This is a genomic window from Curvivirga aplysinae (assembly GCF_009711445.1).
GTDB classification, from domain to species: domain Bacteria; phylum Pseudomonadota; class Alphaproteobacteria; order UBA8366; family Aestuariispiraceae; genus Curvivirga; species Curvivirga aplysinae.
In genome coordinates this window covers 1-26,554 of sequence record NZ_SMMC01000172.1, presented here as the reverse complement: position 1 = coordinate 26,554, position 26,554 = coordinate 1, and the positions used below count along the sequence as shown (strand labels likewise).

Sequence of the window (26,554 nt, the reverse complement as noted above, 5' to 3'; positions counted from 1 at the left end):
CGCACTATTTAGGATGAGGTTGTGATGGAAGATTACAATGAACTTGATGAAGAGCTGCAAATATATACGCCGTCTGCATTGTTACGACGGGCGAGTTTGGTTTTCGAAGAAGCGAAACAGAATAAAACACTTGTCGGACTGATAGGTGTAAATTTTTCCGAAACCATCAGAATTCGATCACTATTGGGTGCTTTTGCATCCATGCAGGCAAGAAAAGAAATTGTGAGCCGAAGTAAGTCAAAGTTACCTGAAAATCATTTAATAGGCCGTGGGACGGATAGTTTGATCATTTGCCTGCCGGGAATGGGCCGTGAAGCAACAAAACATCTGGCGAATGAGATCGCGTTTGAGCTTAATATACCAATTACATATGAGGGGTTTACCTTTGATTTAGCGCCAAAAGTGACCGTATGCGAGTATCCAAGTACTGTTGGATATGTTGATCTGCGCGATGTCACACGGATTTGGGGGTCCTTTATCGATATTGCGCAAACAAGAGAAGCGCAAGTCAATGTGATGAGTGAAAATGATTTATTTAATATCAACGAAAAGCAACGCATTGATCGAAACTTAATTAAAGCTATACCCAACGGTGAATTTAAACTTGTTTATCAACCCCGTGTGCATATGCAGACAGGAAAAGTTGTCGGTTGTGAAGCGTTATTAAGATGGAAGAGCCCAGAGCTCGGAGATGTCTGCCCTTCAGTCTTTATTCCGCGTGCAGAAGCGACTGGTATTATCCATTCAATCACACCTTGGGTGATTGAGCGTGCAGGCCTATCAAATAAATTTCTGCAACAACAGTTTGGGGGTGAATTTAGGACAGGTATTAACTTGTCTCCGGCGAATGTGAATTCACCAAACCTGATTCAAACCGTTAAAAAAGCCTTGGATAGATCAGAAACAACGGCGCAAAATCTGGATTTTGAAATTACGGAATCCTTATTGCTGGACAATAAGTCCATGGTCATGAATCAATTAAATTCTATGAGGCAAGAAGGGGCGCATACTGCCCTTGATGATTTTGGAACTGGTTTTTCATCTTTGAGTTTATTAGCGCGCATCCCATTGGATGTATTGAAGATAGATCAGTCTTTTATTCAAAAACTTGATCAAACAGAGAGCCAGATGGATCTCAATGTGATTAAGGCTATACGTGATCTGGGTAACGCATGTGGTTTACAAATTGTTGCCGAAGGTATGGAAACAAGGGAACAGGTGGACATTTTGATCAATCGTGTTGATGTTGAATATGGTCAGGGATATTTTTTCGGGCGTCCTATGAGTGCTTTAGAATTTATTGAGGCATATGCCTAGAACTGGTGCTTCAAATGACTTTCAAAATTTCCAGTACCTATTTTCACATATTTTTATAAAGTCTTTATAATACCCAACTTGGGGATTGAACTTTTATTTATGTCGCAAAAGTGACATTCTATTCTCAATATAAAACGACAAAAAGTCGAAGTTTTTGCGCTGGAGGTTTTCATCGTGGGGAGAAAACTTAACTGCGGTCAGCGTTAGCATTATTATTGAGGTGAAACATGACTAATCGTGTTCAAAAAGGCAGCCTGCAAATTGATGCGGGCCTTTATGGTTTGGTAGCTGATAAAATTATCCCGGGCACTGGCGTGGATGTAGATGATTTTTGGGCAAAATTCGAAGCAACATTGAATGAACTTGCGCCTAAAAACAAAGCCTTATTGGCGAAGCGTGGCGATATTCAAACGAAGATGGATGATTACTATCGTGACCAAAAAGGTAACGATATTGATATGGCAGCTTATAAAGATTTCTTAACTGAAATCGGCTATTTAGTGCCTGAAGGTGATGATTTTAAAATCACCACTGAAAACGTGGATGAGGAAATCGCCACAATTGCAGGGCCACAATTGGTGGTGCCAATTATGAATGCGCGTTTTGCGTTAAATGCGGCAAATGCGCGTTGGGGCAGTTTATATGATGCGCTATATGGCACGGATGTGATTGCAGATTCAGGTGAGACCGTTAAAGGTGGTTCTTATAATCCAAAACGTGGAGATGCGGTGATTGCATATGCGGCTGCTGTCTTGGATAAGGCAGCACCATTGACATCCGGTCAACATGGGGATGTTACCTCTTATAATCTTGTTGATAATGGCGGTTCTTTAACTCTTTCAGTTACCTTGAAAGATGGATCTGAATCTGGATTGAAGGATGCAGAAAAATGTGTGGGTTATACAGGGGCCGCAAATGCGCCGACATCCATCCTACTTAAAGATAATAATCTTCATTTGGAAATACAGATTGATCGTGATCACCCAATTGGTAAATCCTCTGCAGCGGGTGTGAAAGATGTGGTGATGGAATCTGCCATGAGCGCAATTATGGATTGCGAAGATTCTGTTGCGGCGGTTGATGGCGAAGATAAAGTCGTCGCATATCGCAATTGGCTTGGATTGATGAAGGGTGACTTGCAAGAAACCTTCTCCAAGAACGGTAAGGAAATGACCCGTGTCTTGGCAGATGATCGTTCTTTTACGTCTGTTGATGGGTCTGATTTAAGTATTCATGGTCGTAGCCTGCTATTGGTGCGTAATGTTGGACATTTGATGACCAACCCTGCGATCCTGGACAAGGATGGCAATGAAGTACCTGAAGGCATGATGGATGCCTTTATTACAACGCTTTGTGCCATTCATAACTTCAATGGCAATGCCAAACTGAATAACAGCCGTAAAGGCAGCATCTATATTGTGAAGCCTAAGATGCATGGCCCAGAAGAAGTTGCTTTTGCCGAAGAACTATTCTGTCATGTGGAAGATGCGCTGAGCTTGGCACGAAACACAATGAAAATTGGTGTGATGGATGAAGAACGTCGCACAACGGTTAATCTAAAAGAATGTATCCGTCAGGTGAAAGATCGTATTGTGTTTATCAATACAGGTTTTTTGGATCGTACAGGTGATGAAATTCACACAAGTATGGAAGCAGGACCATTCTTGCCAAAGGCGGATATTAAGGGCGAAGCTTGGATTGCAGCTTATGAGAACTGGAATGTGGATATTGGTCTTGAAGTTGGTTTCACAGGGAAAGCTCAAATTGGTAAAGGTATGTGGGCAGAACCAGACAGCATGAAGGCTATGATGGATGCGAAAATCGGACAGCCGATGGCGGGCGCCAATTGTGCATGGGTGCCTTCCCCAACCGCTGCAACCTTACATGCAATTCATTATCATGAAGTTGATGTTTTTGGTCGTCAGGCAGAAATTTTGAATAGAGGCCGCGCTAATATTGATGACATTCTATCTGTACCATTATTGAAAGGTCGCAATCTTTCTGACGAAGAAATTACACGTGAATTGGAAAATAATGCACAAGGTATGTTGGGATATGTTGTACGCTGGGTAGAACAAGGCGTTGGTTGTTCCAAAGTGCCAGATATTAACAATGTGGGATTAATGGAAGACCGTGCCACATTGCGTATTTCGTCTCAGCATATTGCCAATTGGCTACATCATGGGATTTGTAATGAAGATCAGGTGATGGAAGTCTTAAAACGTATGGCAAAAGTTGTGGATGGGCAAAATGCTGGTGATCCAGACTATCGCCCTATGGCAGCTGATTTTGACAATAGTGTGGCCTTCCAAGCTGCTTGTGATTTGACCTTTAAAGGTGTGGCACAGCCAAGCGGTTATACAGAGCCTGTCTTGCATGCGCGTCGTATTGAAGCGAAAGCCAAATTCGCGGCTTAAAGGCAATTATTAGGATAGTGACTTTAAGGCCTGCTCCGTTGAGCGGGCCTTTTAGGTTTTATTATTGGCCACAAACCGATTGAGGACCATATTGGTTTCTTCAATGTAAGATCCGCCAAATAATCGACAGTGAACCAGTAAAGAATATAAATTATAGATAGGCACCCTAGTATCAAAAAAGGCGCGATCTAGGATAAAGTGATCGTTATAGACTTCGTAAAAGCGCATGTTAAATGTATCAAACATCAAGGTAAAAGCGATCTCAATTTCCCGATGTCCAAAGTAAATGGCGGGGTCGATAAAGGCTGCTACTTTATGATCACGATAAATGATATTTCCACCCCATATATCTCCATGTAGCAAGCTTGGATGGCTTGGCGGTGCAATAAGTGAAGGCAACTTCTCTGCTAACTTATCTACCTTATGCAAAATTTCACTGCTCAGATGTCCGTGGTCATATGCAACTTGAGCCATATAGCGCAGGCGGTGATCTCGGAAAAATTCGATCCAGTTTAAGTTCCAAGGGTTTGGTTGGTGCAAGGTGCCGATCAATGTATCTTCTGCAAAGCCATGTTGTGGGGCTTTAATTTCATGTAGAGCTGCCAAAAGTTCAGCTGCATGTTCATCGCTATGAATATTTTTACTAGCATCGCTTTCGATCCATTCCATAACCAATAAGTCCGACCGATTATAGATGATTTCTGGTACTGGAAGTTGCGTATTTTCCTTTAAATACAGGATCATACCCGCTTCAATTTCCAGATTATGACCTTCAAAAGCGGTTTTTACAGCTGCTTCCATACCATTATCGAATTGCACTTTCCAGACTTCACATCCTTCATTGCCAAGAATGTAGGTTGTTTGAACAATTTTTTGTTCACAATAGGCTTCGATAATAGCGATATTTTCGTTCTTCATTCGAAACGATCTTCTGAAGTTGCGTTTTTAATCTTTCCCAACCAAGCAGCACTTGCGGCTTCGACCATGTCTAAGACCAATTCAAATCCATCGGCACCACCATAATAGGGATCAGGGACTTCGATCTGATTGAACTGCTCTTGAACAGGTTCCAGAAACATCCGGATTTTGTTTGCTTTGCCTGAAGGGGCATAATCCTGCAAACTATCAAAATGTCCATGATCCATCGCAAGAAGTAGATCAAATTCATCATAATCGGATATTTTCAATTTGCGTGCGCGCAAGTCAGCCAGATTATAACCACGTCGCATAGCGGCTTCTACGCTGCGACTATCTGGTGGGCTCCCCACATGCCAACCTTGAATGCCGCAGCCATCCGTCAAGATTTTATCAGAAAGACCTGCATCCAACACTTGTTGGCGAAAAATACCTTCTGCGGTCGGGGAGCGACAGATATTTCCAGTGCAAACAAATAGAACCTTCATGGATTTCATATGAATTTCCTAATAAATCTATAATTTCTTGATATTTTTGCCAAAACCAAGTCAAATTACCTTGTCGCTAATTCGGAAACAATAAAATTCTGGCAAGATTCAGAGCATAAGGGGTAGCACATGTCCGAAAAATCAAAATATCCGATTGTTATTTTAACAGGAGCCGGCATTTCAAAAGAATCCGGTTTATCTACCTTCCGGGATGCGGATGGTATCTGGGCACAAGTGAATATCGAAGATGTCGCCACGCCAGAAGCCTTTGAACGTGATCCGGATCAGGTTCATAGATTTTATAATGATCGCCGTGATGGGATACTTGATCCCGCCATAAAACCAAATGCGGCCCATGAAGCTTTGGCGAAATTAGAAGAAAAATGGCCAAATGACGTACTTGTGGTGACACAAAATATCGATAATCTTCATGAACGTGCCGGCAGCCGAAATCTGATCCATATGCATGGGGAATTATTGAAAGCGCGATGCAGCCATTGTGATGCTGTTTTGGCTTGGGAAGCCCCGATTATTGTCGAAACACTTTGCCCTAAATGCGGACAAGATAATGGGATGCGCCCGCATGTGGTTTGGTTTGGCGAAGAACCTTTTATGCTTGATGTAATTGGCGACGCCTTGTCGCGTTGTGGCTTGTTTATTTCCATCGGTACTTCTGGCAATGTGTATCCAGCGGCTGGTTTCGTTGCGACGGTAAAGCAATTTGGTCATGCGGAAAGTCTGGAAATCAATATGGAACCTTCCGAGGGGCATAGCTTGTTTGATGATGCGCTTTACGGTCCAGCCACACAAACTGTTCCTAAACTTGTAGAACAGCTTTTGCGAACAGTCGGTGAATAGTATTGGAAAAACTATCTGATCTGTTTTTAGAAATTTCTGCCTGTAAGATTTGTGAGCCAGAATTGAATTTAGGTGCGCGACCTGTTGTCGTGGCAAATGCAAAGGCGCGCTTGATGATTATTGGGCAAGCACCAGGCACCAAAGTCCACGCCACCGGTATTCCATGGAATGATCCAAGTGGCGATCGGTTACGTGAATGGTTACAGTTGGATAAAGATCAGTTTTATAATGAAGAAAACATCGCGATTATGCCCATGGGGTTTTGTTATCCCGGCAAAATTCCAAAAGGTGGTGATAAGCCTCCACGCCTTGAATGCGCCCCTCAATGGCATGAACGTCTGAAGGCGCAGCTTCCCAATATTGGATTAACTTTATTGGTCGGGTCTTACGCACAGAAATACTATCTGGGAAAAGAAATGCAAAAAACTATGACGGAAACGATCCGTCATTATGAAGATTATCTTGATAGAGGCTTTTTGCCGTTACCCCACCCTAGCTGGCGTACAACAGGATGGTTGAAAAAGAACCCGTGGTTTGATGAGGAAGTGTTACCTTTTCTACGCCAGAAAACCAAAGCGTTTTTGAATTAAAGCTTAATGCCCGGATTATCGTCTTCTTCACCTTCAGGTTTGTAGAAGGGCGTATAAAGTTCTTCGACAACGGGCCCTTTAATGTCCAAAGCATGACATGTATTGAGATGCGGTGGGCGCTTCACGGGGGCATCCGGATCGATCTCCGGCAACGGTTGTCCAATGATTTCTTTTGCCTTTCGGCTGGAGGCAAAGACAGATTGAAAGGCTGTTGTGGCAATAGGGCCTAACAGTTCTGTCATATGGGTGCAGCCTTTGATACCTTTGAAAAGTTGGCGCGTGATCCCGGTGAAGCCCGGCTTTATTTGTTCACCGATCAATTTTTTATAGGCGTCGTTATTCGCCGCACAAATATTATAGGGGCCAAAATCTGTTTTGGCCTCTGCATCATGGATGTTCAATTTATCATCTACGGTTAAGCGTAAATACATACCGTGAAGATGTTCGCCTGTCTTAATCTCGCCACGATGCATAGTGCTGAAATCATAGGATTTTTCATCACTCATATGGCCTTCGATATCCCACAGGCCATCTTCGCGGATATAGGCATTTACCGTTACCTTACGCGTATGAATATGATGACGTTTCACTTTCGGTTCTGGCAAAGGCATGGATCAATCCTTTTCTTCTTCGGCTTCTTCTTCAACCGGTGGGGTCAGGATCAAGGATTTAATTCGATTACCTTCGCGTTCTGTGATCTCAAAACGAAAACCGAAAAATTGGAAGGTTTGTCCAACAACGGGGATCGTGCGGGATTCATAGAGAATCAATCCGGCAACTGTTGCTGCATCATCATCAGGCAAGCCCCATTCAAATTCGCGGTTTAAATCACGTAACGTAACAGTGCCATCAATCCAATATCGGCCATCGGATAACATGTTCACACCTTTAACAGTGACATCTTGTTCATCGTCGATTTCACCAACGATTTCTTCCAGAATATCTTCAAGGGTGATGATCCCCATAAAGCTGCCATATTCATCGACAACAACAGCAAAATGTTCCTTGCGTTCCCGGAAAGCCTCCAATTGATCCAACAATGTTGTGGTTTCAGGTACATACCATGGGTCGGATGAAAGCTCTTTCAGGTCAATGCTTTCAAGGGAATTTTGGTGTGCGCGTACGGCCCGCAATAAAGGTTTTGCATGCAAAACACCAACGATATTATCTGGATCATTCTCAAATAGTGGAATACGTGTAAAAGTACTATCCAGTACTTTGTCAACATTTACCAAAGTAGGATCGGATAAATCCAACATCACAACATTTGACCGATGGGTAATGATGTCTGAAATATCCACGTCATCCAGATCGAGAATGGAGCGCAACATTTTTTGTTCTTGTTTAACCTCTGGTTCAGATCCTTCATGAAGTTCAATAGCACCGCGCAATTCTTCTTCTTTATGTTCTTCATTGGCTTCATCAGCCAGTTTTAAACCAAATAGGTGAAGGGTTGCACGCACGATCAAGTGAACCGTGGCGGTAATAGGTGCAAATAAAGTGGTCAGCACATTCATAATAGGTGCCACCATCAAGGCCATGGAATCTGGTTTGGTTAAAGCCCATGTTTTTGGCAATACTTCAGCAAAAATCAAAACCAAAGCTGTCATAACTAATGTAGCATAAGCGACACCCGCTTCCCCAAATAAGGAAAGGAAGAGTGATGTGGTCAAAGCAGAAGCCAAAATATTAACAAGATTGTTGCCAAGTAGGATCGCACCAATCATGCGATCTTTTCTTTCTTGCAAGCCAATAACGGTCTTCGCACGCTTATCACCATTTTTGGCAAGTTGATGCATGCGTGGGCGTGAAGATGCCGTCAGCGCAGTTTCAGAGCCTGAAAAGAAGCCTGAAATAAGAAGTAAGAAAAATACAATGCCGCCTGAAATAAGAAGCGGTGTCCAGCTTTCGTCCATGATTTAAACCTAGTTTATGGTCTATTTAGTCACCCAAAAGGGTCTCGCCAATAGATTCTGACACAGTTAGTGCAAGTTGTTCAACTTTTACATCTTGAGTGATAAAGCTGTCGCCCATGCTGCGTGCCAAAATAAAGGTTAAGTTTCCATCGGCAACTTTCTTATCTGTTGCCATACGGGCGATCAGATCTTCGGTATTCCAAGTCATGCCGGGAATATGTGTTGGATCCGTTGGCAGGCCAACGGCGGCTAGATGACGACGCAATCGTGCCGCATCATCTGACGGGCACAAACCCATCGCAACAGATAGATCAAATGCCATCACCATGCCGATTGCAACGGCCTCGCCATGAACCAAACGTCCGCCATATCCAACGGCGGATTCAAGGGCATGTCCAAAGGTATGGCCTAAATTCAACAAGGCACGAACGCCACCTTCTTTTTCGTCTTGTGCCACGATATTTGCTTTGGCAAGGCAGGACCGTTTCACGGCTTCGATACGTGCGGACATGGCACCATCAATTAGGTCCTGACCATGACTTTCAAGCCATGTGAAGAAAGGCTCGTCCCCTAAGGCACCATATTTTACGACTTCGGCATATCCGGCTAATAAATCGCGCTTTGGCAAGCTGTCCAATACGGTCATGTCAGCCAGAACCATTTTCGGCTGATGGAAAGCCCCCACAAGATTCTTGCCAGCAGGCACATTAATGCCGGTTTTACCACCAACAGAACTATCCACTTGAGCAAGTAAAGTGGTTGGAATTTGCACAAATTCGATGCCACGCATGGCGATTGCCGCGGCAAATCCGGTTAAATCCCCGATAACACCACCGCCTAGAGCAACAAGACAGCTTTTGCGTTCAAGACCACGACCCAGAATGTCATTCATCAAATTGCTTAGATTTTCAAAGCTCTTTGTGCTTTCACCTGCAGGCATAATAATCGCTTCATGTGCAATATCTGCTTGGTCCAAAGATTTTTGCAAAGCTTCCAGATGTAAAGGTGCAACATTATCATCGGTAACAATGATAACCTTTGGTAACTTTAAAACGGGCTTCATTAATTCCCCCGCGCGCGCCAACACATCGGTTCCGATCACAATATCATAAGATCGGTCACCCAAAGCAACATTGATACGTTCATGAGAGGCAGAGGCAAGGGTCACAGTGATTAAGTCCTTATATTTTTCAAAATTGTGGTTTATTGAGTAAGGTAATGTCGTAAAGCTTCAATAACACGATCACGCATGTCTTCTTTGGAAACATCATCACAATCTACAATAATATCAGCTTCTTCATAGACTGGATATCGGTCTTCAATCAGTTTTTTCAAGGTGCCTTGTGGATCGGCTGTATGTAGCAAGGGTCGATGACTTTTCCGTGACACTCGTTCCCATAAAATATCGAAATCGGCTTTGAACCATATCGAAATCGCATTTTTTGCGATTGTTTGGCGGGTTTCTTCATTCATAAATGCCCCACCGCCTGTGGCTAGAATATGAATTTGGCTACGTAATAAACGAGAAATCACTTTGCGTTCACCATATCGGAAATGGTCCTCGCCGTATTTTTCAAAAATTTCTGGAATGGTTAGGGCGGCGGCTTTTTCTATTTCATGATCTGCATCCATAAAGGGAAGATCTAATTCCTGGGCGATCATTCGTCCTATAGCGGATTTACCTGCGCCCATCATACCAATCAGAACAACGGGTTGGGTTAGGGTCAAGCCTTTGGTATTGACCGGGTCGTAATTTACAATCTGGTCGCTGCTATGGTCATCATCTTCTATTCCAAAAGCAACATTTTTATCCATATCATTCATTTTACATTTATCAGGTTTTAGCCTGATCTTTCTGCTTTAATTAAAGCAAATAAAATTTCGCTTGCCGCAGAATTGCCACAGTCGAGCCATAGGGTAAAGAAAAATGCCATTGATCGGCTTAATTTCCTATGAAAATAATTTGTGAGTTTAGATCAAAAGCAGTCTAAGACGGGCTTGTTGCGGAAATGCGAAGCAGTTAAGGTATGGACACAATCTGATTTATATATCCTGAACGTAGATTTTTAGGACAAAAGGATAAGGAAAATATGGGCAAGCTATTAACATTTTTCGTGGCGCTGTTGGCCGTTGTGATTATTGGCGGTGGCGTATTTTTGGCGAGCTGGGATATACCGGCCCCAACACGTGATGTTGAAAAAACACTGGATGATGACCAGTTCCCTCGCTAAGCTTTTAGATGAGCTAGAAGGGTTCCTCCATAGCTAGAAGGGCTATAAATTTATGAAATCCCTTTCTTTGAATAAGAAATTTAAAATTGCTCTGCTGATTTCGGCATTCGTTATGCCAAGTTTGGCTTGGTCCCAATCAACCACATCTGTGATTACTTCTGATGAGGAAGTATTGGAAGTTAAACCGCTTGAGGAAGAAGATCCGATCAGCCTGTTTCCGTCTGATGAAGAACTAGAACCAACTCAGGTTAATGAAGATAATCAGGTTCCTGCAATTACTTCTGTTCCGGCAAATGAAGGTGGCTCGGCAATACCGGGTATCGTTTCAGAAGAAAGTCTGGCTGTCATTGATCCTGCGACTGCGGGTTTATTTGATACCAAAGCCACAGGTGGGCTTGGCGTGAATATGTGGGCGGGATCAAACCGCGCGCAAATGAAAGCGATCTTTACATCTCTTCCAGATCGTATTGGGTCTAAAACATTACAGTTGCTAGCCAAAAAACTTTTGCTTACTTCGGCGGAAACACCAAGTCTTGAAGGTGATAATGAAATCATCCTTGCAGATGGTATAGATGTTTTGAAAATGCGTGTGGGTCGTTTGATTGCACTGGGGTTTGGCAAAGAAGCTAAAGAATTAATTTTGGCGGCTGGTTTGGAGAATGATCAATTTCAGGCCTTTGCCGAACAGCTGTTGGAAATTTCTTTGCTTGAAAGTAATTTCACGCAATCTTGTGACTTAGTTCATAGTCAAACTGGGAAACTAGGGGAACCTTACTGGCAAAAGAATTTAACTTTCTGTCATCTCTTGGAAGGCAATGTTGATGGTGCCAATTTTGGCATTACAATTTTGCAGGATTATGGCGATGATGATCCATTATTCTACGCATTGGCAGATAAAATTTTAGGACTAAATTCTGAAATTCCAACCGTTTCGACATTAACACCTCTGCATCTAGCTATGTTCACTGCGGCCGATTTACCCTTGCCTGACAGTATACTTACATCTGATATCAACGTGAACATCTTACATGCTTTGGTAAATAATCCGAAAACGGATATTCAATTACGTATGCAAGCCGCAGAAGAAGGGATGAAACTAGGGGTTATTGAGGGGCCAAAACTTGCAGAGCTTTATATGGCGCAAAGCTTTAAACCTGAAGAAATAAAAGCGCCGCTTTCTACGGCAGAAGCTAATTACTCTGCTTATACCCGCGCTTTATTATATCAAGCAGCAGCTGCAGAACCTACGGAAGAAACGCGGGCCGTCATTATTGAAAAAGCGCTGGATTTTGCGCGTAAAGGCGGGACTTATGGCATAACGCTTGCTGCTTTTGAGGGGTTGATTGGTCAAATGCCAATTCGTGCTGATTTGTGGCATTTTGCGGATGAAGCGGCACGATCTCTTTATGCGGTGGGACGCAGTAAACCAGCCAAGGTATGGATTGACCAACTTATGGATCAAGCTATTCGCAATGCGGATGCGGCGCAGGAATTAAATGAGTTATGGGCTATGTCACGTATCGCATCTTCTGATCAAATGACAATGATCAATGAAGAAGAAGGGCGTCGAGGCTGGATCTCTTATGTGGAATCCACAGTTGCAGATGAATCCGAAGTAGAAATTTTACGTCGTTTGGATATGGCTTATTCTTTGATCGAAGTTTTGGACCGCCAACCCGTTTCAATACTAGCATGGGAAGAGATGGCAATGCGTGATGCTAATCTATTAGCGTTGACACCAAATCCGGCGACTATGCGTTTGGTAAAGTTCGCTGCAAATCAAAATCGTGTGGCAGAAACAGTTGGGCGTGTGATCTCCATGTTAGGGGAAACAGATTTACCACGTGTATCATCTGCTTCGGTTGTGAGCGCAATTGAAGCCTTAAATCAGATTGGTTTGGAACAGGAAGCGAGACTATTAGCCGTTGAAGCCGCATTGGAGAATGGCCTTTAAGGGCCTCGTTTAGCGATGGCACGCTATCTGGAAAATTTTCTGGAAATGTTGATGGCAGAACGTGGTGCGGCCGCAAATACGATAGAAGCCTATCGTCGTGATTTATTGGATATAAACGGATTTTTAAGTTCTGGTCTTGAAAAGGCTGATACTCACCAGCTGCGACAATATTTGGTTGCCCTTGAAAAAGAAGGTGTGAAAGCCAGTACGGTTTCCCGGCGTTTATCTGCCATGCGTCAATATTATCGGTTCCTTTATGACGAAGGTCTGGCGGAAGATGATCCAAGTGGAAAGCTTGAAAGTCCAAAATTGCAGCGCCCTTTGCCAAAAATGCTGAGTGAGGACGAGGTAGATGCATTATTGTTAATGGCACATCAGGAAAAAGAGCCGGAAAATATCCGCCTCGCATGCTTGTTAGAATTGCTGTATGCATCAGGTTTACGGGTGAGTGAGTTGGTGAGTTTACCCTATTCAGCGGTTTTGCGTGATCAAGACCATATGTTGGTTATGGGTAAAGGACAAAAGGAGCGTTTGGTGCCTCTTTCTGTCCCCGCACGAGATGCTTTAGCTGCCTATAAAACTTTAAGAGGTTGGTTTTTTCCAAAAGGTGTTGATGACAGCTTTTATCTTTTTCCCTCCAATAGTAAGGAAGGTCACCTGACACGACAGCGGGTGGGGCAGCTGTTAAAGAAGCTGGCGGTTAACGCCGGGTTAGAACCAAAAAAAGTTAGTCCGCATGTGTTGCGACATGCTTTTGCCAGTCATTTGTTAAATCGTGGTGCGGATTTACGGGTTGTTCAGCAATTATTAGGACATGCGGATATATCCACAACCCAGATTTACACTCATATTCAAGATGAACAGCTTATGAAATTAGTTCAAGCTGTTCATCCGCTTTCAAAACAAGATACTTAATCTCTATTCTTGTCTTCAACTTGAACACTGATAGCCATCACAACATCTACATCGATGCCATTTGAGGCGGTGGGTAAGAAGAGTGTTTGATCAAAAAATTTACGACGATGACCGATTCTAAAAGAGCAAACATTATAAAGTGCTCTCTTTTTATTCATGACATAGTCATAGATTTTTATGGCCTTTTCAGGATTCGCAGCCGCACATGTGTCACGTACAAGTTGCCCCGTTGGGTCCATACCACGAAACTGGACTTCATTGGTGCCAACAAGTCGATAGCGGAAATCTTCCGTCTCTGTATGGATATCTACCATAATAATATACGGTAACAGATCGCACATTTCGACAGGATCAAAATCCTTTTTTGACGGCAAAGCATAGCTATCATGCTTTTCCATCCATAAGTCATAAAATTTTTTTAGACGCCAATCGCATTCGTCTAGAAAGGAATCGTCCTTGATGATCAGCCCATCCTCAAGTTTCTCCGACCCCTCCGGATACTTTCTAATAATCATCTGAATCCCCCAATTCATTGCGGCAGAGAATAGACAAGATTTTCTACTTTGCATAGATGTTTTTTGTAAAATTTAACCTAAATTAATTTATTTTAGGATTTTGGAAAATTGAGCTATTGTACATTAATATTTTCTAATTTATTGGCTGTTAAAAAGTTGGGAAGAATAAATGCCGGCACCAAGGGAATTTGCGGCAATCCGCAAGCTGTTGCATAACTATATGGAAGGTAGTTATGCGGCTGATTTATCATTGTTACGTTCTATCTTTTATCCAGAAGCAAGTATGTCGGGATTTATGGGGGATCAGCTAGAAGTCGGAACCACAGCCCCTTTCTATGAAGAGTTGCAAGCGAATAAATCATCAAAGGATAGTGGCGAAGCCTATCATGCAGAAATAGGCTATATTCATATTACCGGAAAAGCAGCGAGCGCCAGCGTAATTGAAGATAATTTACTTGGGCATAATTATGTAAATCACTTTCATTTGTTGAAGATTGAGAGTGACTGGAAAATTATCAACAAAACATATGTGGAAATGTAAAATTATAATAGATTTACATGATATTTAAAATTTGTAGGTTCTTAAAAGCAGATGAGCGAAAGCTAGATCACCTAGCTTTCTCTGATAGACTTCTATTTGTAAATAGGCTTAGGCAAGCGGGATATAAATATCCGTAATTAATTCGCTTTCATCTACTTCTGCACAAGAATTTTTATATTCAACAAAGAGCGGGAAATCCCGGGTTTTCTCACCGCTTTCCGGTAACCATTCGCCATACATTTGATAGACGACTTTATCCATATTGCGATGGGGTCCCACATTGCGGGCAACCGCACATTTTCCCGCAGGGATGTTTTTGCTCACAATGCCTTGGCTATTGTCAGGAATATCCTGTTCTACTTCTCCGCAGACATCGAAACGGAAATCATCCGGTTCAACATTATTTGGATCATTATAGATAATGCCAAAAGTGCGATGTGTTTCATAAGGGGACAAATTGTTGCCCATACGCCATTCGATGAATTTATCGACGGTTTTATTCACAAGCGCTGGGGCGCCATGATGTTCAAGGGCCGCAATTTTAGTGGCTTCAAAGTCAATGATTTTGATATCCATGAGTTTTTCCTCTGTCGGTATGTTAAAATCATATTGCGCATGCCAATAGAGCCAGTCTGGATCTTTACGAAATGCCGTCGGTGTTTGATTGAAAGTTTTCTTAAAGGCCCGGGAAAAGGATTCCGGTGTTTCAAAACCGGCATCAAACGCAATATCAATGACTTTCCGCTCTTTTTTATAAACAAGATGATAAGAGGCTCGTTTTAAACGTGCCAGTTTCACATAGGCCGATACATTCAAACCCACATAGGCTTGAAATTGTCGGTGAAAATGAAAACGAGAAAAATTGGCAATACAAGCCAGTTTCTCAACGCTCAGATCTTCATCCAAATGCGTTGCGATATAATCGCAAACCCTATTCATTCTGTTTTTGTAAGCATCAGTCATAAGGCCACTATAAGCATCCCTCAAAACATCTCTTGATCAAAATTGCTATGTTTAAAAGATATCATATAGGTTGCGTTGGCCTGCGCAAAATGCGGAAAAGTGAGAGAGTGTTATCGTAGCTTCACATATTCTTCAAATTTAGATAACAGGGAAGAGCTTATCATAAATACGCTATGTTGTTGCTCACAGAGTATCCAATATTTGTATTTTTAAGGATTTTCTACCCTATGCGTGTCAGAAATCTAGAATGATTAAGCTGAATTTGCCAAGGCGTGGATTTCTTCGTCCATCACTTGGTTGAGGGTGGTGAGGATATTATTGATATCATAAGGTTTACTGATAAATCCATTCATACCGCAATTGAGATAATCTTCCACATGTTCTGTTGTGGCATCAGCAGTGGCTGCGATGATTGGGATTTGCGCATGTGGTGATGTCATATTTCTAATTTCTTGAGTGGCCTCTATACCATCCATTTCCGGCATTCGAATATCCATTAAAATAACATCGAAATTTGAATTTTTATGTGCTGTGACAGCTTCCAGACCGTTATCAACCGTGGTGACATTATGGCCGTATTTCTCTAGCAATGCTTTGATCAGGATTTGATTCACCTGTACATCTTCGGCCACCAAAATATTCAGTGCTCTCTTACTTTCTATTTCCGATGCCGCGTTTTTTGAAAGCGTTTTAACCCTATTTGTTTTGGCAGCAGAGAAGGGGATTTTAAACCAGAAAGTAGACCCAGCCCCAAGCTCGCTTTCTACATCTATTTTGCCACCCAGCAATTTCACCAATCTTTTACAAATCGTAAGGCCTAGTCCCGTACCGGCATATTTCCGAGAGATGGACGCATCTGCCTGTGTGAATTCTTCGAAGATATGTTGAGTAACATCATCATTCATACCGATACCAGTATCAACCACTTTGAATTCCAATTGGTTATTCTCAAATATTGTACAAGAGATAGAAATCTTGCCTTCTTGTGTGAATTTATGCGCATTGCCCACAAGATTGATTAAAATCTGTCGGATGCGGGTTGGATCACTATTGATAAATTGAGGGACATTTTCCCCAATTTGTAGATCCCAGCTTAAGGCTTTCTTGGTGTGGCTATCATTGTTGAACATATGCAGGATTTCATCTAATAAATCTTTCAGATCGAAATCAATATGCTCGATTTCCAATTTCCCCGCTTCCAGCTTGGACATATCCAAAATATCATTCACAATCCCTAAAAGAGACTTCGCCGCAACTTGAATACGTTCAGCGTTTTCTTTTATGCTTGGCGTGGTTTTATCTTGTAAAATGAGATCGGCAAATCCGATCACAGTGGTCATTGGGGTGCGTAACTCATGGCTCATAGAGGCAAGGAATTCGGATTTAGCGTGATTGGCATTGTCTGCTTTTTTCTTAGCCTCTTCCAATTCATTAGCATTTTCAATTTGCGTGGTAATGTTTTTACCAGTGCCACGATACCCTTTAAACTTTCCTTGATTGTCGAAAACAGGGAGACCACTGATGGATAGCCAGAAAGTTTCATCTTTTGTTATGTTGGAATAAACGAAATCTTTGAATTCTTTATGTTGATCAAGTGTATCGAAATGTTCTTTCATTTTTTCATCATCAACATCGGAGATACCAATTTCTTTTCTTGTTTTTCCAAGAAGGTCTTCCCGTAATAGGCCCGAACGTTCTTCCAATTTTCCTGAGAAGAAGGAAAACCTTAAATCTTGATCCATTTCCCAGAACCAGTCCGATGAGGCGGATGAAAAATCTTTAAATCGTTGCTCACTTGCCATGAGCTGTCGACTGATACGGATTTTTTCGGTGATATCTTGGACAGTTCCAAACAAGGTCTTTTGTTGACCGGTTTCTGTGAATTCGACTTGTAACTGAACCTCCACAGTTTTTATTTCCCCACTGGGCAAGACGATATCATATTGAAAGTTTTCGAGTTTCTCATTCCGCTTTAGACGCAGCATTCTGCCCATGACTTCGTCATGATAGGTTCGATATTCTGGTGTGATCCATTGAGTGAATATCTCATAAGTTAAAGGTTCAATTTTTTCGCGACCAAAAATTTCCCAAAGTCCATTGGACCAAGTCATTAATCCGGTGGATACGTCATAGGACCAATTCCCTAGAGCAGCGATTTTCTCAGCTTCTTCTAAACCAGCTGTAATGTTTTTTTGAGTATGAAGTGATTTCATCAATATATATATGAAAGCAACTGCAATAACTCCGGCTCCAGTCAGTAGAACGATAATGGTCATATATTGATGATCAATTTCAGTGGATTGTTCATCTATCATATTTTCCAGGCGGTTTTGATAATGTGCCAAGCTTTCTTCGATGGTTTTCTTGTCAGAAACATCATGGATTACGGAAAATAAAACTGTTTTTCCCTGATACTCTAATGGTTTGGAATATACCTCTACTGTTTTTACGGTACCGTCTGCGATCATATGTCTGAAAATAAAGAAGTTTCGGCTTTCGGTTTTGGCAAGTTGAATTTCTTCTGCTACCTGCTTTGGCGTTAGCATATTGATCTCAGAGATTTTCATATTTTCAAGTGTATCAAGCGGGTGACCATAAAAGTCTGATGCTGCTTGATTGGCTTTTACAATCTCACCGCTTTTAGGTTCGATTAAGATCATCACGGCGTTATGTGATGCGAAGAAAGAATTAAAGTCGACTTCTGCCTTAGCAGATAGATTTGAAAATAGCATGATGAAGGTAACTGTCAGGAAGGCGAGACCATGCAACTTATGAATGAAAAAATCACATATGGTGCGTGTTTTACCTAAACTCATTCTTCGATCCTTTGTTAGCAGATTAGTAAGGAAAATCTTGGGTTTTATTTGCCAAGACCAATTTCCTACACTTATTCTAACCCTTATATGAGGAAGAATATCAAAAAATACATTGATATTCATCAATATTTTAGAATGTTCTTAAGTAAGGCTTTAAACTATTGGTAAGGATCGTATTTGCCAGTGAACGACGCCTAGAATGAAGGAATGCACATCTATCCTAAAATCAGATACAAAAAAAGCACCTTAAAGGTGCTGATCAATCTCTTTAAAGAAGAGTGGTGCCCCCAGCGAGAATCGAACTCGCACTTCCGTAAGGAAACTGGATTTTGAATCCAGCGCGTCTACCAGTTCCGCCACAGGGGCACGAAACATTGCGTTGAGGCGTTATCTATAGGTTTCTGTCGGGTCGGTCAACAGCTTTTATGACTGAAATATGAAAAAAATAGATCTCGATGTAAATTCGGTTACTTATTGATCTAAAAGCTGATCAATACCGCCTTCATCGGAAAGCACTTTATGGGGGGAAGATAGATATTCCTTGGATTGCATTTCAATCAAGCGTGAAACGGTGCGTTCAAATTCAAAAGCATGTTTACCTTCCGGATAAAGCTGGGTGGCTTCGCCATCGGCGCCCATAATTAAATTACAGCTATGTTCATACAGCGCATCTACAAACATCATAAAACGTTTGGCTTCATTGCTTTTATTGGATGACAAGGTTGGTACTTCATCCATTACGATTGTATGAAACCGTTCTGCAATACGGATATAATCTTCGGCCCCTAGAGGTTGTGCGCAAAGACGTTCAAAATCAGTTTTTAAGACACCGCGTGCTGTGGTGTCGAATCCGAGATTGCGTCCCTTTACCGTCAGGGTTTCAGCTTCAATTCTTGCCCCTTCGGTGAGGAGACCAAAAATCTTGTCTAATTCTTCAGAAGTTGAGGGTCCAAGCGGTGCGTGATATGTACGCATACGGTCCAAATGGATTAAACGATAGTCTGTCGGACTATCCAGATGCAGGATATCCAGTTTTTCTTTTAAGAGATCGATAAAAGGTAAAAAACTCTCTCTTTGAAGACCATCTTTATAAAGATCGTTAGGTGCCCAGTTAGAGGTGGCAACCACCACCACGCCCAGTTCAAACAAAGATGAAAAGAGGCGCCCCAAAATCATCGCATTAGTTATATCTGTGACATGAAATTCATCAAAACATAACAGCCATGTGTCGGCAGCAATATCTTGAGCAATACGTGGAAGCGGGTCTGTCTCTTTGGTGGCGCGATTGGTTTGTTCTTTGCGCCAGATTTGGATGGCTTCCTGAATTTCGATCATAAATTCATGGAAATGGACGCGACGCTTCTTTTCAACTGGGGCGGTCTCATAAAACAAGTCCATGATCATGGATTTACCGCGCCCAACACCGCCATACATATATAGGCCTAGCGGTGGTTCGACTTTGCGTCGCCCAAGGCCGAAGCGGTCTTTCCAGCCTTTGGAACCCGTATCCGGTTCATAACCTTTTAAAGCATTATGCAGACTTTGCAGTTTTTCAACGGCCAAGGCCTGTATACCGTCAGGGCGAATATGCCCGTCAGCCTTCTTTTCGCGATAAATATGAAGCGGGCCGTCGGACATAGATCACTGATTACCTTTGAATTATGGGCGACCCATAGCCAAGAATTTCTCACGACGTTTGGAACGTAAAGTACCCCCATCAAGAGCCATATGATCTTTCAGATGGTTTTCAATTTCCTGTGCGACGGATTGAATGGCACCAGCAGGATCACGATGGGCGCCGCCAACGGGTTCTGTCACAATGGTGTCGATGACTTTCAACTCTTTTAAGTCTTGTGCGGTTAGGCGTAAAGTTTCCGCAGCTGTTTTTGCTTCATCGGCGCTACGCCATAAGATAGACGCACAGCCTTCTGGGGAAATCACGGAATAAACGGAATGTTCCAGCATCATCACGGTATCTGCGGCTGCGATTGCTATCGCGCCACCAGAGCCACCTTCACCGATGATGGTAGAAATCAATGGAACTTTAATTTGTAAGCATTTTTCAATAGAGCGTGCGATGGCTTCGGCTTGACCACGTTCTTCGGCACCAACACCCGGATAAGCACCAGGTGTATCCACAAATGTAATTACAGGCAGGTCAAACCGTTCTGCCAGTTCCATCAAGCGAATGGCTTTACGATAGCCTTCTGGACGCGCCATACCAAAGTTACGTTTTACTCGGGATTCAGTATCATTACCTTTTTCATGGCCTAGAACAACACAGCTTTGACCCCGAAATCGACCCATGCCACCAATTATGGCGTGGTCTTCGCCAAAATTACGATCCCCTGCCAATGGGGTAAAATCTTCGATCAAGGCATTTACATAATCAATGCAATGCGGGCGGTCTTGATGGCGTGCGACTTGAACTTTTTGCCAAGGGGAAAGTTTAGCATAGGTGGATGTGAGTAATTTATTTGCTTTGGTTTGCAATTTGCCCACTTCATCAGCGATATTTACTTCACCATCATCAACGAGGTGACGTAATTCCTCAATTTTACCTTCCAAATCCGCAATTGGTTGTTCAAAGTCCAAAAAATTCCGCATAGGTACCCATTCCGCCAAGATACTGGCTCTTATGAAATCATTCTTTTGTTTTTTATCTGAATTTCGCTTTCAGTTAAAGCGAATAGACAAAATCCTATAAAACCTTGGCTGAACTAACATAGCTCATCCTTAAAGAAAAGATAGAACCGTATTTAAAATGGGACTTTTAAGCCAATTTCAAGAGGGGGGGAATTTTTTATAAAAACATAATTGTTGAATATTGAAACAAATGTTTAATTTTATTTTATGCGTGACAATTGTTAAACCACCATAATATGGTGTCAATTAATTAAAAAATGTTGGAAAAATACCGACAAGAAGCCGGAAATGATCTCAGGATAAAATATAGAAGATCAACAAGACTTGAGGCTAAGAAGGTTTAAAAATGTCTAATAAAACAGGGAAAGGTTTTGGTGTTGCATCCAAAATCTACGGTGTTGTCGGGTTGAACCTGGCATTGCTGGTTGTGTTGGGGCTGGTCGCACTTAATAGTATTAGCAGTATTGGTTTGTTGGTGGAAAAACTGGCAGATGATGTGATGCCAATTGCTTCCTCCGTGCGTGAAGTTACCAAGGCGAACTTAGAAAAAGGTCGCCAGTTTGAAGGCGTGATGCGTGTCGGGGAAGAATTATCATATGATGATGAGGCACTTAGCATTTACGAAAAGAAACGTGCAATCTTTGATGCGCAATCCGTCTTAATTTCAGAATATGTGGCCGAGGCGAAATCACGCGTTGAATTGGTTATTTCGAAGAATACGGATCCGGTATTGCAAGATCTGTTGACCGAAATCAACGGTGATTTAGATCAAGTTCTTCTTTATCAAACAGAATATGATGAATTGGCTGCGCGACTTTACGCGTTGATGATTGATGGGTCTTTCTTGGCAGTGATAGAGAAAGAAGGGGAATTGGCAAAGCTAGAGGCACAAATCGCTGATAGGGTTGATAGCCTTCTTGGTAAAATTGACAATATTGCTAATGATGCGGTGAGTGCAGCTTCCAGTGAACAGGCCAATTCCTTTCAAATCCTATTGGTGCTTGGCGTGATTTCAATCGTCGCTGGCGTAACATTGAGTTTGCTCGTGGCCCGAAATGGTATTGCAAAACCGTTGGGGCGTGTGTCCGAAGCAATGGAGCAATTAGCCTCTGGCGATTTGAATGCGGATGTAACTGTGAAATCCCGTGACGAAATTGGCAGTGTGGCTGCTGCTTTCCATCATTTTAAAGAAAATATGCTGGATAATGAAAAGTTACGTGAGGAACAACAGGCACAAGCAGCCCGTATGGAAGAAGACCGCCGTCATACCCAAATTGAATTGGCCAATAATCTGGAAACATCTGTTGGGAAAGTATTAAGTTCTTTAGGTGTGTCTTCCCGTGCCATTAACGATAATGCCACTCAGCAAAGTGATGCGGCACGTTCGGCGGAAAATCAAACCGTACAAGCGGCAAGTGCCGCCAGTGCAGCGTCTGATAATGTGGCAACGGTAGCTGCAGCGGCAGAAGAACTAGCAGCCTCCGTTGAAGATATTCGTCGTCAAGCCGGTCGGTCCACACAGATTGCGGCGGATGCGGTATCACAGGCGCGCCATACTGATAGCACCGTAAGTGGTTTATCTGCCGCGGCAGAAAAAATTGCGGATGTGGTTGGACTTATTCAGGATATTGCCGCTCAAACAAACTTGCTTGCCTTAAACGCAACCATCGAAGCCGCCCGTGCGGGTGAAATGGGCAAAGGTTTTGCGGTGGTTGCCAATGAAGTAAAAAGTCTGGCCAATCAAACGGCAAATGCGACAGATGAAATTGGTCAGCATGTTGATGAAATTCAATCGACCACCAATCAGGCAGTAGATGCGATCCAATCTATCGGTAAGGTGATTGAAGATATCTCTATGATTACCGAAGATATGGCGAATTCCATTGATCAACAGGGTCACGCAACCCGTGAGATCGCCGAAAATGTGCAATTGGCATCCAGTGGCACAATTGAAGTATCGCAAACCATTGAAAGCTTGAAAGGCACGGCACAAACAACCGGGGCGACTGCGGCTGAAATGTCCAGTTCTACTCAGGATCTGTCCGAACTTGCAGATCGCCTACAGCTTGATATGAACAGTTTCTTACAGGAAATCCGCAAGGGATAAACTCTAAGAATTTAGTCTATAAGAACCCATATCTGTGTCTAACGCGGATATGGGTTTTCTTATGTTCAAATCATGGATAAGCTTTCCGGCAAATAAACCATATAGTTAAACAGGGATAACAAATGGCAAAGCCGACCAAAGAACTGGTATTGGATGATTTTCCTTTCCAGACCTATGATAAATTACGTTACGCAGATACAGACCGCCAAGGGCATGTGAATAATGCTGTTTTCAGTACCTTTCTTGAAACGGGGCGGGTGGAATTTTTGCTGGACCCAAGCAAGCCTTTAACAGATGAAGGCGCGTCTTTTGTGATTGCGAATATCTCGCTGAATTTATTAAGCGAGGTTAACTGGCCCGGAAAAGTGAATATCGGCACAGGCATTACCAAGATTGGAAATAGTTCAATTGGTATGTTCCAAGGGGTCTATCAAAATGATCAATGTGTTGCCACGTCACAAACTGTGATCGTGCAGATGAATAACGAAACGCGCAAATCACATCCCTTAAGTAAAAAGACAAAAGATTTCTTGGCGAGACATTTAATTTCAACAGAATGAAAATAAGCGTAAATAGAATAATAACTATCTGAATTATATAATAAATAATTATGGCTTATCGATAAACCTAACAAATTAACAAGAATAATATTTTTTCTGTAAAAGAGTTTACAAAATTGCGGAAATGGCCTTGTAACTGAAAATCATTGTGCCATTATATGCGCAATTAAAAAGACGGCCCTGATTTCATACAGGGCGTGACGAAACAGGTAATGAGGTATGACAATGGCTGACAATAATGTTTTCCCGGTTCCGACAGAATGGGCTGAAAAGGCGAAAGTTGATAACGCCAAATATATGGAAATGTATCAACATTCTATCGATGATCCGGAAGGCTTCTGGGGTGAACATGGTAAACGTGTTGACTGGATCAAGCCATATACCCAAGTCAAAAGCGTGTCATATAATCAAGAAGATTTGCATATCAAATGGTTCTATGATGGTACCTTGAACGTTTCTGCCAATTGCCTGGATCGTCATCTTGAAAGCCGTGGTGATCAGACCGCTATTATTTGGGAGGGCGACGATCCCACGGTGGACAAGAAAATCACCTATCGCGAATTGCATGAAGAAGTTTGTAAATTTGCAAATGTTCTAAAATCTCGCGGGGTGAAAAAAGGGGATCGGGTGACCATTTATATGCCGATGATCCCGGAAGCCGCTGTGGCAATGTTAGCTTGTACCCGCATTGGTGCGGTTCATTCCATCGTATTTGGTGGTTTCTCACCAGAAGCTTTGGCCACACGTATCACCAATTGTGAATCAAAATGCATTATTACCGCCGATGAAGGTCTTCGCGGTGGCAAAGGCGTGCCATTAAAAGCCAATGCGGATGCGGCAATGCATCACCATGATGCAGAATGTGATACCTGCATCGTTGTGAAACGTACAGGTGGGGGCAGTTTTGAATGGTTCCCGGATCGTGATGTCTGGTATCATGAAGCCATGGCAGAAGCATCAAGCGATTGCCCACCAGAAGAAATGTCAGCGGAAGATCCGCTTTTCATCCTTTATACATCCGGCTCCACAGGTACCCCAAAAGGTGTGTTGCATACAACAGGTGGCTATCTTGTTTATGCCTCCATGACCCATGAATATATCTTTGATTATCAAGAAGGCGATATCTATTGGTGTACAGCCGATGTGGGCTGGGTCACAGGTCATAGCTATATTGTATATGGACCATTGGCCAATGGTGCGACAACCTTGATGTTTGAAGGTGTGCCAAGCTATCCGGATAATTCTCGCTTCTGGCAAGTCTGTGACAAACATCAAGTGAATACATTCTATACGGCCCCAACTGCGATCCGTGCTTTGATGCGTGATGGGGATGAACCAGTTAAGAAAACAAGCCGTTCTTCCTTGCGTCTATTGGGCTCAGTTGGGGAACCGATCAATCCAGAAGCATGGCAATGGTATTATGATGTTGTCGGTGATGGTCGTTGCCCGATTGTGGATACTTGGTGGCAAACCGAAACAGGTGGTATCCTGATTTCCCCATTACCGGGTGCGACAGATTTAAAACCGGGATCAGCAACCCGCCCATTCTTTGGGGTGAAACCATTATTGGTGGATAATGATGGTAAGGAACTAGACGGTGCAACAGAAGGTAATCTATGCCTGTCTGACAGCTGGCCGGGCCAGATGCGCACGGTCTATAAAGACCATGACCGTTTCTATCAAACCTATTTCTCCACCTATAAAGGTTTGTATTTCTCTGGCGATGGCTGTCGTCGTGATGAAGATGGCTATTACTGGATCACTGGTCGCGTAGATGACGTGATCAATGTTTCCGGTCATCGTATGGGCACAGCGGAAGTTGAATCCGCCCTTGTGGCCCATCCAAAAGTATCTGAGGCCGCTGTTGTTGGCGCCCCGCATGAAATCAAAGGCCAAGGCATTTATGCCTATGTCACCTTGAATGCGGGTGAAGAACCATCTGATGAGTTAAAAGCAGAATTGGTGAAATGGGTGCGTCATGAAATCGGCCCGATCGCCTCACCAGATTGGTTACAATGGGCACCGGGTCTGCCAAAGACACGTTCCGGTAAAATCATGCGCCGTATCCTGCGCAAGATTGGTGAAAACGATTATGGCAGCTTAGGGGATACCTCCACCCTCGCCGACCCATCCGTTGTAGATGAATTGATCGAAAACCGCCAAAACCGCTAATCCGGTTTAGCCGTAAAATTAAAAAAGCCCTGAGAGTTTTCTCAGGGCTTTTTTATGATCAAATTGGATATGGTTTCACAATGATAAAGTTGTAGAAGAAAAATTTTATTACATTATAAAATAATGAATATGTTGGTTATAAGAACAAGTATTGGGTCAAATGGACATTAAGAATTCTAATTTTACAGCAGAAGAAAAATTTTATGTTTCTGCGGTATTTCTCGGGATAGCAATATTTATATTATCTATCATTCTTGGAATTAGCTTTTTTAATTCTTTGGCATATTCTTTGGTTTCACTCTTTTTCTCAGCTGCAGCTTTTGGTGCAAAGTTTGGTAGTTCATCACTAAAAGAAGCCGAAGCCTCCAAGCAGGCAGAAGTGGTATATCAAACCTGTTATCCAACTCTGCTCAAACTAGTTAAATGGAATATTTATATATTCTGCTTAGCTTTAGTTATTGTTTTTCTTTTGGAGCTTGTAGGACTTAGTAAAAGCGTATCAGATTATATTGACGATCATCGTCTTGTTGATTTTGGTCAACTAACCTTTTATGCGTTTGATTTGAATAGATATGGCTTCTACAATGTATCTCTCTTTATGGATGTTTATGTCTTTTGTGTATTGATCACAAA

23 protein-coding genes and 1 tRNA gene are annotated in these 26,554 nt (G+C 42.5%); 12 read left to right on the top strand and 12 right to left on the bottom strand.

The window, feature by feature from the left end; genetic code table 11:
* The first annotated feature begins 24 nt into the window (after positions 1-24).
* Positions 25-1,317 carry an EAL domain-containing protein gene (locus tag E1160_RS08355; protein ID WP_155154690.1) on the top strand — a complete coding sequence of 431 codons (1,293 nt, stop codon included), beginning with the start codon at positions 25-27 and terminating at the stop codon, positions 1,315-1,317.
* A gap of 227 nt (positions 1,318-1,544) precedes the next feature.
* Positions 1,545-3,734 carry a malate synthase G gene (locus E1160_RS08350; protein ID WP_155154689.1) on the top strand — a complete coding sequence of 730 codons (2,190 nt, stop codon included), beginning with the start codon at positions 1,545-1,547 and terminating at the stop codon, positions 3,732-3,734.
* A 51-nt stretch (positions 3,735-3,785) separates the two neighbouring features.
* Here the strand turns inward: E1160_RS08350 and E1160_RS08345 are convergent, their stop codons facing one another.
* A complete protein-coding gene (locus E1160_RS08345; protein ID WP_155154688.1) occupies positions 3,786-4,652 on the bottom strand; it encodes a fructosamine kinase family protein in 867 nt (288 codons plus the stop codon).
* Complete coding sequence (locus E1160_RS08340; RefSeq protein WP_218048789.1) at positions 4,649-5,146, bottom strand: low molecular weight protein-tyrosine-phosphatase; 498 nt, start codon at positions 5,144-5,146, stop codon at positions 4,649-4,651. Before E1160_RS08340 ends, E1160_RS08345 begins: the two co-directional genes overlap by 4 nt.
* Before the next feature lie 120 nt (positions 5,147-5,266).
* On the opposite strand from E1160_RS08340, the gene E1160_RS08335 reads away from it, so the two are divergent.
* Both E1160_RS08335 and E1160_RS08330 read left to right on the top strand, forming a co-directional pair.
* A complete protein-coding gene (locus E1160_RS08335; RefSeq protein WP_155154687.1) occupies positions 5,267-5,995 on the top strand; it encodes an NAD-dependent deacylase in 729 nt (242 codons plus the stop codon).
* A gap of 2 nt (positions 5,996-5,997) precedes the next feature.
* The gene (locus E1160_RS08330; protein ID WP_155154686.1) at positions 5,998-6,585 is read left to right on the top strand and encodes a uracil-DNA glycosylase family protein; all 588 of its coding nucleotides are present in this window, start codon (positions 5,998-6,000) and stop codon (positions 6,583-6,585) included.
* Here the strand turns inward: E1160_RS08330 and E1160_RS08325 are convergent.
* From E1160_RS08325 to E1160_RS08310, 4 genes are read right to left on the bottom strand one after another with little or no spacing between them, the layout of a single operon-like run.
* On the bottom strand, positions 6,582-7,196 hold the full coding sequence (locus tag E1160_RS08325; RefSeq protein ID WP_155154685.1) for a DUF2889 domain-containing protein: 615 nt from the start codon (positions 7,194-7,196) through the stop codon (positions 6,582-6,584). The two genes, E1160_RS08330 and E1160_RS08325, sit on opposite strands and share 4 nt — an antisense overlap.
* A gap of 3 nt (positions 7,197-7,199) precedes the next feature.
* On the bottom strand, positions 7,200-8,501 hold the full coding sequence (locus E1160_RS08320) for an HlyC/CorC family transporter (protein WP_155154684.1): 1,302 nt from the start codon (positions 8,499-8,501) through the stop codon (positions 7,200-7,202).
* Positions 8,502-8,526: 25 nt separating this feature from the next.
* Complete coding sequence (gene aroB / locus E1160_RS08315) at positions 8,527-9,669, bottom strand: 3-dehydroquinate synthase (RefSeq protein ID WP_407923890.1); 1,143 nt, start codon at positions 9,667-9,669, stop codon at positions 8,527-8,529.
* A 35-nt stretch (positions 9,670-9,704) separates the two neighbouring features.
* Positions 9,705-10,316, bottom strand: a complete 612-nt coding sequence (locus E1160_RS08310; protein ID WP_155154683.1) for a shikimate kinase — start codon at positions 10,314-10,316, stop codon at positions 9,705-9,707.
* A gap of 275 nt (positions 10,317-10,591) precedes the next feature.
* Here E1160_RS08310 and E1160_RS17120 point away from each other — a divergent pair, with 275 nt between their 5' ends.
* From E1160_RS17120 to xerD, 3 genes are read left to right on the top strand one after another with little or no spacing between them, the layout of a single operon-like run.
* Entirely contained in the window at positions 10,592-10,732 is a 141-nt protein-coding gene (locus E1160_RS17120; protein WP_218048788.1) for a hypothetical protein, read from the top strand.
* Positions 10,733-10,784: 52 nt separating this feature from the next.
* Positions 10,785-12,686, top strand: a complete 1,902-nt coding sequence (locus E1160_RS08305) for a hypothetical protein (RefSeq protein ID WP_155154682.1) — start codon at positions 10,785-10,787, stop codon at positions 12,684-12,686.
* Positions 12,687-12,701: 15 nt separating this feature from the next.
* Positions 12,702-13,601, top strand: a complete 900-nt coding sequence (gene xerD, locus E1160_RS08300; RefSeq protein ID WP_155154681.1) for a site-specific tyrosine recombinase XerD — start codon at positions 12,702-12,704, stop codon at positions 13,599-13,601.
* Here xerD and E1160_RS08295 read toward each other — a convergent pair.
* On the bottom strand, positions 13,598-14,116 hold the full coding sequence (locus E1160_RS08295; RefSeq protein ID WP_218048787.1) for a PAS domain-containing protein: 519 nt from the start codon (positions 14,114-14,116) through the stop codon (positions 13,598-13,600). The two genes, xerD and E1160_RS08295, sit on opposite strands and share 4 nt — an antisense overlap.
* Before the next feature lie 169 nt (positions 14,117-14,285).
* On the opposite strand from E1160_RS08295, the gene E1160_RS08290 reads away from it, so the two are divergent.
* The gene (locus E1160_RS08290) at positions 14,286-14,657 is read left to right on the top strand and encodes a nuclear transport factor 2 family protein (RefSeq protein WP_155154679.1); all 372 of its coding nucleotides are present in this window, start codon (positions 14,286-14,288) and stop codon (positions 14,655-14,657) included.
* A 108-nt stretch (positions 14,658-14,765) separates the two neighbouring features.
* Here E1160_RS08290 and E1160_RS08285 read toward each other — a convergent pair whose 3' ends face one another.
* The 5 genes from E1160_RS08285 to E1160_RS08265 all read right to left on the bottom strand — a co-directional run bounded on the left by E1160_RS08285 (position 14,766) and on the right by E1160_RS08265 (position 21,043).
* Positions 14,766-15,620: an AraC family transcriptional regulator gene (locus E1160_RS08285; protein WP_155154678.1), complete on the bottom strand. Its 855-nt coding sequence runs from the start codon at positions 15,618-15,620 to the stop codon at positions 14,766-14,768.
* Between the two features lie 251 nt (positions 15,621-15,871).
* Positions 15,872-18,436: a PAS domain S-box protein gene (locus tag E1160_RS08280; protein WP_218048786.1), complete on the bottom strand. Its 2,565-nt coding sequence runs from the start codon at positions 18,434-18,436 to the stop codon at positions 15,872-15,874.
* 279 nt (positions 18,437-18,715) lie between these two features.
* Positions 18,716-18,802: transfer RNA gene (locus E1160_RS08275), tRNA-Leu, on the bottom strand.
* 105 nt (positions 18,803-18,907) lie between these two features.
* Entirely contained in the window at positions 18,908-20,074 is a 1,167-nt protein-coding gene (zapE, locus tag E1160_RS08270) for a cell division protein ZapE (protein WP_155154676.1), read from the bottom strand.
* A gap of 21 nt (positions 20,075-20,095) precedes the next feature.
* Positions 20,096-21,043 carry an acetyl-CoA carboxylase carboxyltransferase subunit alpha gene (locus tag E1160_RS08265; protein WP_155154675.1) on the bottom strand — a complete coding sequence of 316 codons (948 nt, stop codon included), beginning with the start codon at positions 21,041-21,043 and terminating at the stop codon, positions 20,096-20,098.
* Positions 21,044-21,428: 385 nt separating this feature from the next.
* On the opposite strand from E1160_RS08265, the gene E1160_RS08260 reads away from it, so the two are divergent.
* The 4 genes from E1160_RS08260 to E1160_RS08245 all read left to right on the top strand — a co-directional run.
* On the top strand, positions 21,429-23,189 hold the full coding sequence (locus E1160_RS08260) for a methyl-accepting chemotaxis protein (RefSeq protein ID WP_155154674.1): 1,761 nt from the start codon (positions 21,429-21,431) through the stop codon (positions 23,187-23,189).
* 122 nt (positions 23,190-23,311) lie between these two features.
* On the top strand, positions 23,312-23,749 hold the full coding sequence (locus E1160_RS08255; protein ID WP_155154673.1) for an acyl-CoA thioesterase: 438 nt from the start codon (positions 23,312-23,314) through the stop codon (positions 23,747-23,749).
* A 225-nt stretch (positions 23,750-23,974) separates the two neighbouring features.
* On the top strand, positions 23,975-25,921 hold the full coding sequence (gene acs, locus E1160_RS08250; protein ID WP_155154672.1) for an acetate--CoA ligase: 1,947 nt from the start codon (positions 23,975-23,977) through the stop codon (positions 25,919-25,921).
* Between the two features lie 151 nt (positions 25,922-26,072).
* Positions 26,073-26,554: hypothetical protein (locus E1160_RS08245; protein WP_155154671.1), on the top strand; the 482-nt coding region annotated here is incomplete at its 3' end.